This window comes from Bradyrhizobium sp. 141 (assembly GCF_023074055.1).
Taxonomy (GTDB): Bacteria; Pseudomonadota; Alphaproteobacteria; order Rhizobiales; family Xanthobacteraceae; genus Bradyrhizobium.
Genome location: NZ_JADPKR010000022.1, coordinates 1 through 10,669 on the forward strand (window position 1 = coordinate 1; position 10,669 = coordinate 10,669).

At 58.2% G+C, this 10,669-nt stretch carries 9 protein-coding genes and 2 pseudogenes; all 11 read right to left on the bottom strand.

Translation table 11 applies throughout. The features are described 5' to 3' along the window. Positions 1-71: 71 nt before the first annotated feature. On the bottom strand, positions 72-365 hold the full coding sequence (locus IVA81_RS07165; protein WP_346659370.1) for a transposase: 294 nt from the start codon (positions 363-365) through the stop codon (positions 72-74). A gap of 156 nt (positions 366-521) precedes the next feature. Then, a complete protein-coding gene (locus IVA81_RS07170) occupies positions 522-1,298 on the bottom strand; it encodes an enoyl-CoA hydratase-related protein (RefSeq protein ID WP_247314171.1) in 777 nt (258 codons plus the stop codon). Positions 1,299-1,350: 52 nt separating this feature from the next. Continuing rightward, positions 1,351-2,628 carry a CoA transferase gene (locus tag IVA81_RS07175; protein ID WP_247314173.1) on the bottom strand — a complete coding sequence of 426 codons (1,278 nt, stop codon included), beginning with the start codon at positions 2,626-2,628 and terminating at the stop codon, positions 1,351-1,353. A 396-nt stretch (positions 2,629-3,024) separates the two neighbouring features. Next, positions 3,025-3,405 carry an OB-fold domain-containing protein gene (locus IVA81_RS07180; RefSeq protein ID WP_247314175.1) on the bottom strand — a complete coding sequence of 127 codons (381 nt, stop codon included), beginning with the start codon at positions 3,403-3,405 and terminating at the stop codon, positions 3,025-3,027. A gap of 98 nt (positions 3,406-3,503) precedes the next feature. After that, positions 3,504-3,884, bottom strand: a complete 381-nt coding sequence (locus tag IVA81_RS07185; protein WP_247314177.1) for a hypothetical protein — start codon at positions 3,882-3,884, stop codon at positions 3,504-3,506. A gap of 5 nt (positions 3,885-3,889) precedes the next feature. Further along, positions 3,890-5,038: a thiolase domain-containing protein gene (locus IVA81_RS07190; protein WP_247314179.1), complete on the bottom strand. Its 1,149-nt coding sequence runs from the start codon at positions 5,036-5,038 to the stop codon at positions 3,890-3,892. A 152-nt stretch (positions 5,039-5,190) separates the two neighbouring features. Further along, positions 5,191-6,060 (bottom strand): annotated as a pseudogene (locus IVA81_RS07195) (SDR family NAD(P)-dependent oxidoreductase). Positions 6,061-6,138: 78 nt separating this feature from the next. Continuing rightward, positions 6,139-6,991: pseudogene (locus IVA81_RS07200) on the bottom strand (MaoC/PaaZ C-terminal domain-containing protein). Positions 6,992-7,523: 532 nt separating this feature from the next. Then, positions 7,524-8,708 (bottom strand): Xaa-Pro peptidase family protein, encoded by a 1,185-nt coding sequence (locus IVA81_RS07205; RefSeq protein ID WP_247314181.1) that lies wholly within the window; start codon positions 8,706-8,708, stop codon positions 7,524-7,526. 476 nt (positions 8,709-9,184) lie between these two features. After that, on the bottom strand, positions 9,185-9,622 hold the full coding sequence (locus tag IVA81_RS07210) for an amidohydrolase family protein (protein ID WP_247314182.1): 438 nt from the start codon (positions 9,620-9,622) through the stop codon (positions 9,185-9,187). Further along, complete coding sequence (locus tag IVA81_RS07215; protein WP_247314184.1) at positions 9,586-10,431, bottom strand: hypothetical protein; 846 nt, start codon at positions 10,429-10,431, stop codon at positions 9,586-9,588. The genes IVA81_RS07210 and IVA81_RS07215 overlap by 37 nt, the downstream gene beginning before the upstream one ends. Positions 10,432-10,669 lie beyond the last annotated feature (238 nt).

Genomic DNA, 10,669 nt, shown 5'->3' on the forward strand with positions numbered 1-10,669 from the left:
CTGGCTGAATCAGTTGGATGACGTTATCGTTGGACACGGCATATCGCTCCTTCGGTGGAGAAGTGGAGGCGTCAAGCACCCCCACGATATGCCGCCTTCCCGATTCCCGCCGTCACCAACTTTCGGCGACAGCTCCCGGGCCGAGGCTCTTCATCACCGCCCGCCCGGGCCGCAAACGATCGCCGCCAAGTCAGCAGCAGCGAGCGCGAGATGCCGTATCGCCGAGCTGTCGACGAAACGGCTCGTGGGGCCTGCAAACTCTCCAGGACGATCTTGACCTTCTCATCGTCGGTCCATCGCCGACGCCGGCCAGTCTCAACAACCTCGAACCGTTCGACCTGAGCACTGCACTTATTGCTGTCCATAAGCGCTGTTACACAGCACTCGCCTTAACCGGACAAGGCGGCCGTCACCGGAGGGAGACGGCAAGGCGGCCTTCACCCGCCTTCACCCGACGGATACGTATCGCAGCTTTGCATGGGAGAAAGTCTGTGGCGAACCGGATCGCGAGCGCCGGGCGGTTACTTCATCTTCCACACGGGCTGACGTTTCTCCGCAAACGCTCGGGCGCCCTCTACCGCGTCCTCAGTCTGTAGCAAGTGCTGGAGCATCGGCTCTCCCATCCTGTATGACTCTTCGATCGGGAGGTGCCGTCCCTTTGTGACGAGCTGTTTTATGGCCTGAATGGCTAGCGGTGAACACAGAGTGATCGCTTCGGCGATCGTATCTGCTTCTTCCATCAGAGAGTCTCTGTCTGGGTGAAGACTGTGCACGAGCCCACAACGCAGCGCGTCCTGGCCGCTGATCCTATTACCGGTGAGCTGCATGTAGAGCGCTTCGCCCAAGGGAATCATCCTCGAAAGGTTGTGGCAACCGAAATAATTCGCCATCAGATTCCAGCGCGGCTCAGGCAAGCCGAACGTAGACTTAGACGTAGCTATGCGAATGTCGCACTGAAGAGCGAGCTCAAATCCGCCAGCTACGCAGTGGCCGTCGACGGCGGCGATTATAGGCTTCCATATCTCTAGATCCGCGAGACGGCAAAGCTCGTTCGTCCTGCCTTGGCTACCTTTTTCGTCAAATTCCTTTAAATCCATTCCCACCGAGAAGGCCCGACCGCCGGCGCCTGTGAGTACCGCGACCAGCAGCTCATCGTCACTCTGAAATCGCCGTAGCGACTCCATGAGCATCTTCTCCATTTCCATGTTGTGGGCGTTCAGCACCTGTGGTCGGTTGAGTGTTATGTAAGCGACTGCTCCCTTTTGGTCCCAAACGACTGCCGGGTGATGGTCTGACATTTGATCGCGCCTCCTCAATTAAGTTCAATCCCTCGGACTGGATAGGTTCTCGTCAGGAGTCAATCGCGCGCTCCATCCGGAGCTGGGCAATCATCAGGGCGTCGTAGCCAAGTTCGTGCAGGACCTGCTCGGTGTGCTCACCCAACATAGGGCCAGGCGTTGCCGACGTGGTGATAGATTCACCGTTGATATTGATGGGACTGCCGACGGTTTTCACGTTTCCGCACTTCTGATGCTCAAATTCCACGATCAATCGCCGTGCCAGCGTGTGTGGATGGTCCAGTGCAGCTCCGACGCTGAGAACTGGCGCGTGCGGAATACCCGCCGCGGCGAAGATTTCGCACCATTGCGCGACCGTCTTCGTCTTCAAGCGCTCGACGAGCGCTGACTCCACCGCTTCTCGCCGTTGCACACGACCGGCGGAGCTGGCCAGTTCAGCATCTTCCGCGAGCTCCGGTCGTCCAATAGCACGGCACAATGGTGGCCAGAAATCGTCCCCAAACACCGCGATAGCAATGTATCCGTCGGTTGCAGGAAAAGCGCCGTAGGGAGCGACTTTCGGATCGCCAGAACCGACTGGCGGGAACAGGAGACCATCCGCCAAATAGCAGCCCGTGAAGTACGGGAATGACGTGAGGAGAGTATCAAACATGCTCAGATCAATGACGCAGCCTTTGCCGGACTTCGACCGGCCAACCAAGGCCGAGGCAATCGCGACAGCCCCATAAACTCCGGCAAGAATATCCCCGATCGGCACACCAGCCCGGACCGGCGGCCGCCCCGGCTCGCCGGTCAAGCTCATGACCCCGGTCATTGCCTGCGCGACGAGATCGAAGGATTTATGTTCCCGCAGGGGCCCCGTCTGTCCAAAGCCGGAGATGGAGCACACGACGAGAGCAGGATTGAGTTCGCGAAGCCGCTCATAGCCAAAACCCAGCGCCTCGAGCATGCCCGGACGGTAATTCTCGACAAGAACATCTGCGCGCCGCACCAGCTCTTCGAGGGCGCGCTTGGCTCCGTCGCGTTTGAGATCGAGAGCTACGCTGCGCTTGTTCCGATTGAGACCAGCAAAGTAGTAGCTTTCCCCTTCACGAAAAGGGTCAACTTGACGACCGAGATCGCCTACGCCAAGCCTCTCAACCTTTACGACTTCCGCCCCCAGATCCGCCAGGATGGTGGTGCAAGAAGGGCCCGCAAGGACGTGCGTGAGATCGACGACGCGAATACCTTGGAGCGGCTGACGCGCGACATCCTGCTGTCGGAGCGTCGAGACTGCTGGCTTGCCAAGATTTGGCTGTTGACCCTGCGGCATGGGGGAGCTGTCTGTCATGGTTAGATCCCATCGTTTCTTTGGTTGTACTGAACTTGTAAGATATTTCATTTTCTTGTTGCTGCAGAACCAGGATCATTTGGGCCAATTTTCATCGTTCAGGCGTGCTTTTCGGCGAAGTTCAACCGCCGAAGGGGGTGATCGATCGCAGCTGTCACACTTCGATGGCCATGCCGTGTAACGAGCGCTATGCGGATAGCGCAAAGAACATCAACGATCCAACACCTCGCAGTCGATATTTCTCGCAATGCGACTGGAAAGCGCTTTCCTTACGCCGACTGTGTGAGTTTCTGTCTTTCGAGCGTACCTGCTGATTCCTGCTTCACTCAAGGCGCGCCGCAGCTCTAACAAGAAGCAGTCCGGGTACAGTGAACGGGGACCTTGGGCTGCTCGTACCTAGCGCACCTCGAAGAGCGGAACGGGCGGCTGCCCAGGGGCGGGCTTAAAGACTGCTTTGACTTTCCTGCCGATGGACAGCGCAGTCGGATCGGCATCGATCACGTTGCTCAATATAATCGGCCCCTCGTTGAGTGCTACATACGCGAGTACGTATGGCGCTCTTCCACGGCGGTTTACCGAGAACGCGTGAATCTCGCCCTTGCCTTCTGAATCTCGCCAGTCGATCTTCGTCGACGAGCAATGCGGGCAGCTGCCACGAGGATACCAGTGAGTTCTGTGGCAATCTCGGCACCATGGCAGCACGAACCGACCGATGGCAGCCGCATCCCAAAATGGCTTGGTTTCTGGGCTTTGCTCGATGAAATGCATGCTGTTCATCGGTGTCCTCCCTTCAAGAAAACAGATCGATTTGGAACCGGTGGCCAGGAAGTCAATCTTCGACCTCTGCAGGTCCCGACAGGCTGCCCCCGCTGTTCTCAATTTGGCCGAGCAAGCGATAACCTCACCTCTTCGGTATCAGATCCATACGAAGTTGGTGCGAGGAGGATCCATACGTACCAGGTAGCGCCGCTTGGCAGATGCGCTAAGAGTTCTTTTGCGATGCGGTTCCTAATCATGTCGATACGATCGCGCCGGCCCGGGAAATCGTGCGACCACACTCGCACGTTTATGTCCTTACAATTGACGTCGAGAGCTCTCGCAGGATCGATCTCCAGCATGATATGCTGTGGCTCAAGAATAATGCTCTCAGCGCAAGTGAGTACATTTGCGGCAACGGCCGGCAGGTTCTTGGCAATGGCAACAATGGCCGTTTCGCCAACTACTTGTTGATTGTACCGGATTTGGATAACGGGCATTCGGATTACTCTCGCTCAAGAATGAGGGTGGCGCTGCTGTGGCGGGTGCCCATCCTGCCTCCTGTCCCGTGCGCAAGCGCGAGTGTGCAGCCCCTAACCTGGACTGCTGGGTGCGCCTCGCCACGCAACTGGCGGACGGCTTCGATCACTTTAGTCATTCCGCCCCTACTCGGGTGATTACTGCAAAGACCGCCACCATCCGTATTGAAGGGCAGACGACCGACCCCTGAAATGAGGTTTCCGTCGGCAACAAAACGACCCCCCTGCCCCTTTTCGCAAAACCCGAGATCCTCCAACGCGACGAGGACGGTTATGGTGAAGCTGTCGTAAATCGAAGCGTATTGGATATCGCTTGGCCTCACGCCGGCTTCGGCAAAAGCAATCGCGCCTGAGTGCCTGGCCGCTGAAGCAGTTAGCTCGACTGCACCGGCTGATTGTCCCTGAACGGCCTCCCCCGCCCCAACTACCTTCACCAGCGGACGCTTGAGGGTTTTGGCGACTTCCGGACGGGTCACCACGACGGCGCCGCCGCCGTCAGAGACAACACAGCAGTCAAGCCTGTGCAGGGGGTCAGAGACCAAAGGCGACGTCAGCACATCTTCTACGGTTACAACCTTTCGGAGCAACGCGTGAGGGTTGTGTTGCGCATGGTGGGACGCGGCGACCTTGATCCACGCTAGCTGTTCGCTGGTGGTGCCGTACTCGTACATGTGACGGCGCGCGCCGAGCGCGTAGATGTCCAGCAGCTCATACTGGAGCGGTACCTCCCACATCATATCTGGCCTAGCCGCGCTCAGAAGAAGCTGCTCGCTGCGAGGCCGCCCCGCCAGAGTAACCAAAGCAACGTTGCATTTTCCGGCGGCGATGGCTTGGGCAGCGTGCGCGATATGCAGCAACGACGAATTGCCGCCCGTATCGGTTGAGTCGCAATGCCGCACCTTCAGATTCAAAAAGTCAATCATGGTTAGGATCGGCACATCGTCTACGCAAAAATAGCCGTCGACATCGCTTTTGGTCAGTCCGGCATCGGCGAGCGCGCCGGCGGCGCATTCGGCATGAAGCTGGACGACAGACTTGTTTGGAGCGTCTCTCGTAGGGTGCTCGTAAGCACCGACGACATAGCATTGCAGGTTTTCAAGCATCGCCTTGCTCATCCATTATGTCTTCTATGGTCAGCTGGCTGGGCGTTAGTTCACACGCGCGGCACCAGCGTATCCACTAACTCAGCACCGCCGCTAGCACTGGACACAGAGTAAACTGCTCTGTTGCATGTCTTCGATATGTCGCCTCATCAAACGGGGGCCCATCATGAGTACCGTGCCGACTTCTTGAGCTCCTCCTCGGAGAAGAAGATCTCGTCTGCGTGCTCTACAATGCCGCGCACTTGCTAGCCGTCGCGCGGCGGCCTCCAACCGTCCGTCTCCATCATGCGCATTTCGCGTACCCCGCGCGCACCGGACACGCCGAGAACCTTGCCCGTTTGATCTCCAGACAAATCGCTCACCATGTATAGCACAACTGTCGCAATGTCTTCCGGATCCAAAGCGGTCTCTCCGTAGTCGGGCAGGTCCGCAGTCAAGCGGGTCAGCGCGCTGGGATTGATCGTCCAAACGCGGATGTTGTACTTTTGCCCCTCGATGGCCAGCGTGTTAGAGAACCCCCACACTCCAGCTTTTGCGGCGCTGTAGTTCGACTGGCCGAAACTGCCGATCAGACCTGCGCCCGCTGACGTATTGACGATAACACCGCCACCATTGTTGCGCATCCAGCGGAACACCGGCAACGTAGCGCAGTAGGTGCCCTTGAGATGCACCCTAATGACCTTGTCCCAATCCGCTTCATTGGATTTAGCAAAGGTCTTGTCGCGCAGGACACCGGCATTGTTGACCAGGATATCGGCCCGGCCGAAATGCTTAATCGCGTCGCCGAACAGCGACTGCCCGCCCTCGGCCGTGGAAATGTCGGCGCTCTTGAATATCGCTCGTCCGCCTTCTGCGTTGATTGCCGCGACTACCCGTTCAGCCATTGAGGGGTTGGCGCACCCCCCATCGCGCGCGACGCCAAGATCATTTACTACAACCGACGCCCCCTCACGCGCGAGTAGCTTTGCATAGACCTCACCTAGGCCACCGCCAGCGCCTGTGATTAGCGCCACCTTGCTGTCGAGTAGTCCCATATGGTCCTCCGATGTACTGATCCTAGCGCCAGCTCGGCGCAAACGGACCATGACGACGACTTTGCGGCGCACCTGAAATCACTCAAGCACCGTCCAGCCATTCTTAACCACGATGACGCCGCGCGCTTTCTTTAGCTTCAAACGAGATCACATTGCCGTCCTTCCACATCTCGATCGTCAAAATATCGCCGGGATAAACGGGCGAGGAAAATCGCGCGGCGTGCCGCCTGAAGGCATTTGGATCATAGTCGGCATAGGTTTGCAGAATTGCGCGGCACGTGATTCCATAGGTGCACATACCGTGCAGGATGGGCTTGGGAAATCCGGCACGTCTGGCGAATTCCGGGTCGGAATGTAGCGGGTTACGGTCGCCGCAAAGGCGGTAGATCAGCGCCTGGTCTGGACGCGTGGAGATCTCGATTGTTCTGTCCGGCGTGCGTGTCGGCACTTTGTGTGGCTGCGCCCGGTCGCGAGAGGGCCCGCCAAACCCGCCATCGCCACGCGCGAAGAGCGCGGCCACCACGGTTGCGGGCGGTTCGCCATCGGTGCTCTTTACAACGGTCTGATAGCGGACGACTGCACCCTTTTCCTTGCCTTTGTCGTAGATCGCAAGCACGGAGGAATCGGCTGTGCCATGCCCGGGGACAGCGAGCGGCCGGTGAAAAGTAATATCGCGTTCGCCGTCTACGGATCGATCAAACTTCATCTCACCGGGGTCAGCCGCGGAAGCAACCACGGAGGCAAAGCTCGGCGCGACCTTGAGTGGACGCGGCGTCGCCGCCGCCTCATTGACGAAAGCCAGCTCTCTTTCATTGAGGGGATCGGCGCCCATACCGATTGCATGAGCATAAAGCATCACCTCCTGATCGCTGTAGCAGTATTTTCGGCCAAGAGTCTTCATGGCCATGAGCTGTTCGTAGTTTATTGGCATACGCGGCTCTTCCCACCTCGCCCCGAGATGCTGGTTCATCGGCCGTCCTGGATCGGAGGGCGGGCCGAAAGCCTCGAGCGCCATGCGGACAACAGAAGCAGTCCCTCGGCCTGCTCTTTACGCTCAAATGGATGTATGGCGGACGACCACGCCGAAAGGCCGCAAAAATGGGTCCGTAATCGCAGAGATTCTGCGATGGATCGCCGAAGGCCGCTGGATTCGTCCTCAATATCACAGCACGTCTTCGCAGCCTGCTTGGACACTGTGGCGAACGCTCGTCAGCCGGTGACTGACGCCCTCGTGGCGTGAGCGGCTCCTGATTTGGCAGGCTCAAAAATCGCGACCGAGTTAGGCACTGGTAGAAGCTCACAGGCGATTGCTCGGACTCAACTGCGAGCTGGATCGTGCTTGGGCTAGCTTCGCACTATCACGATTCGACGAAGCACTTACGGAACTTCCGCAGTCCGGTCGCCGGCATGTACGACTCCACGTGGTCCATGTGGTGGCCACCGGTCCTCACTCCTAGCTTAGCTCATGAACACTCGATTTCCATTGGGTAATCCAGGATGACTTCTGCCCCGCTATCGGTCACGAGCACCTGTACGCCGATTCCAACGCTCACATCCGGCTCGGGGAGGGCCACCTGAACCAAATGGAAGACCATTCCGGCTCTCAAGACCCGCGGATCGCCATGCTTGAGTTCTATGACCGAATCTTCGAGCCAACCTGGACAGATGCCGATTCCAACCGAGTAGCCCGTCCGGTGGGCCAAACCGTTAGCCACGCCCGCGCGAGCCAGAGCGCTGCGGCGGGCAGCATCGACATCGTCGCTAGTTGCGCCAGGTCTGACAGCGGCTATAGCCGCATCTAGTGCACGTATAGCCGTTTCGGCCGCTTTGCGGACTCTATCGGTGGGCTTGCCCATGGACCACGTCCGCAGCAGGACCGCGCAGTATCGCTTGCAATTGGCAGCCCCCGCAACTTGAACCAAATCGCCGCTCTCGATGCGACGGCCGGACCAAGTGGCATGTGGAAGCGCGATACGGGGGCCAGACACGATATAGGGCGCACCCGCCTCATACCCACTGCCGGCCAGGATAGCCGCATGATTGAACGCAGCAGCTACTTCATTCTCCGTCCGGCCAGGACGCGCAGCTTCCTGAGCAGCCCTAAATGCCGCGTTGCGCGCTTCGGCCGCACGACGGATATACGCGACTTCCTGCCAAGATTTGGTGGCACGTATGTCGCCCAGTACCTGCGACCCATTCACGAAAAGCGCCTGAGGCAGCAAATCGCGCAGCCGTTCGTAAGCGCTCACTGGAAGGAACCAGGAGTTGGCGTCAATACCGATCGTCCTTTTCGCGGCGCCTAGATCGGACAAGGTCTTCGCTAGCACCTCGGCCGGGATTTCGGTGTCGTGCCATATCGCCATGTCTTTATAATAGGACAACCGCTCGACATTGGCCTGCTCGTACCGGCGCACAACGAGAATTGGCTTACCGGTATGCATCACGACAAGTGCTTGAAAGACATAGTACCCGCGTGTGATGAAGCCGGAAAGATAGTAGATATTTTCTGGCGAATTGAGCACCAGGAAATCTATGTCGCGCTCGCACATTGCCTTTCGACATGCTGCGAGTCGCTCGTCGTATTCAGCCGGCGTGAACGGTAGCTGATCGATTGTATCAAGCGGTAGCAGCTCTGGGCGTGAGCTCATATTACTCTGTCTTTCCGATTTTGCCTGCTCAGGCGAGTTCAGGTGCGATGTTCAGTGAGCTAATCAGTGGAAGGGGTGACAACTTGCTCTCGCAGCCGCGCCTCGGATGGCGAGGAGGTCTAGGACGATCACGCCCGGCTGAGGCCGCTGGCGCAATATGTGACCAGCTCCCCCTCACCCGACAATCTTCAAGCAACGAGGAACGATCGGAGAATGGTAAAGAGAAGTTCTGACGAAAGATCGCAAAAAGGGCCATTTGGACGCAGAAATACTGAGACCGTGTAGCTCTTGCGGAGTCACTCGCATGCCGGCCCTATAAGCTGCCAGCAGACTAACTCTGGACCAACGATGTGAAGCCAGCCCCCCATTTGGATGCAGGCTGCGGTTTGCGGCAACATCATGAACTTGGCCGGTACAGCTTACCTGATCCAACCTCGCCCTTGGAGCTTACACTCCGCCGGCCAACCCCGCTCCGTTCATGTGCGGATGGCCTGAGTCGAAGCTGTTCCTGCGCGGTGTTCTTGTGCTGCAGACGGTCTTTGATTTGGAAAGAAGCGGAGTGCGTTGCCCGGCATGATCCGCTCGATGAGGTCAGGTGTTTCCTCGTGCGCGATCCATCCCTCATTGACCAGTTCGGACACCGCTTGCGCGATGCCGCGGCGGGCGAGACAAGCATGGCCATAGATTAGCTCAACAGCCATATAACCGCCGCCAAACGTGAAGATCTTCTCAGCCGGAACCGACAGCAGAAAGTCCTTTAAGAAGCGGACCCCCGCCGCCGGATTGACACTCCATGCCCAGCCAATGTCGATGGCCACGTTCGGATAATGTTTGGCCAGCGCAATGAACTCCTCCTGGTATGGGTAGCCAATGTGCGTCAGAGCGAATTGGGTATCGGGAAAAGCAGCCGACAAAGATCGGCGGCATTGCTCCGAACCCGGGCGAGCTGCATCGTGCCGCTGCCGGCCAAATATCCCGTGTGAAGTTTGACCGGCGACCCGCGCTCACCGGCCTTGCGAACACAGTAGCGAAAGAGGAAGTCCTGCAGCGCCTTCAAATCCTCGGAACCTAAAGCATGCCGCACCTGACCGACATGATGCAGAAACAGCCCCGCTGCATGTGCCCTGGAAACCGGTTCGAAATCAAGCGCGCGCGAATATGCAATTTGGCATCTCATCGCCGCGGCTTTCGGCCCATACATCCCAAAGTAGGAATCAATAACATCCAACCATTCTTCGAGCGTCGACGGCCGCTTGCCGGTTTCAGTCTCTACGCGATCAAAGTCAGCGATGCTGCATCGGCAAAACTCGAGAATGCTAACGTCCTGCGTGAGTAGCGCCGGATGTTCGGTTTCCATGAAGATCCGTTCCATTGAACTGACCTGGCAGCTTTCGACGTTGGCGCGACGCATGATCGCAGCGTAGAAGCCTGGCCGAACGGTCTCGCAGTAATGTTCAGCGATCCGTAACACGCTTTCTGCATTCAAGTCGTCCTCGCCATAAACACCGCGTAGCGTGTGGCGCAGCGCCTGGGCATAACCGGTATGGCGAATGCGATCCCAATATGGGGCGACAATTCGGAATTGTGCCTCGCTCGAAAGATCCGGCGTAGCCAACCGTTGCAGCTCAGAGAGCGGCATTCCTGCAAGCACCAGATCGTCGGCAACATAGTCCCGGAACAGATAAGTCCAGTCGTTGCAGGGGAGGAAACATGAATGCAGCACGCCAGATACGCGTATGCTCTCCTCAACTGTAACCGGTATGAGCTCCCACGTCTGCGGTGATCAGCGGGCGCGAGCGTAGCGGATCGGCATCCAGTATTGGCGCATGGCCTCGACGGCCGCTGGAATATCGGCGTGGGCATTGCGCAGAAAATCCCTGGTCTCGCGCCCGCTTCGTGGCGGTCCGAGCAGCGGCCGGCCCTGATCGTCGCGACAGTGCAGCAGGATGGGCAGAAGCAGG

Coding starts and splice junctions, on each gene's coding strand:
- IVA81_RS07205 (WP_247314181.1), bottom strand. CDS start 8,708: ATGAGCTCACGCCCAGAGCTGCTACCGCTTGATACAATCGATCAGCTA.
- IVA81_RS07185 (WP_247314177.1), bottom strand. CDS start 3,884: ATGCCCGTTATCCAAATCCGGTACAATCAACAAGTAGTTGGCGAAACG.
- IVA81_RS07190 (WP_247314179.1), bottom strand. CDS start 5,038: ATGAGCAAGGCGATGCTTGAAAACCTGCAATGCTATGTCGTCGGTGCT.
- IVA81_RS07175 (WP_247314173.1), bottom strand. CDS start 2,628: ATGACAGACAGCTCCCCCATGCCGCAGGGTCAACAGCCAAATCTTGGC.
- IVA81_RS07170 (WP_247314171.1), bottom strand. CDS start 1,298: ATGTCAGACCATCACCCGGCAGTCGTTTGGGACCAAAAGGGAGCAGTC.
- IVA81_RS07165 (WP_346659370.1), bottom strand. CDS start 365: ATGGACAGCAATAAGTGCAGTGCTCAGGTCGAACGGTTCGAGGTTGTT.
- IVA81_RS07180 (WP_247314175.1), bottom strand. CDS start 3,405: ATGAACAGCATGCATTTCATCGAGCAAAGCCCAGAAACCAAGCCATTT.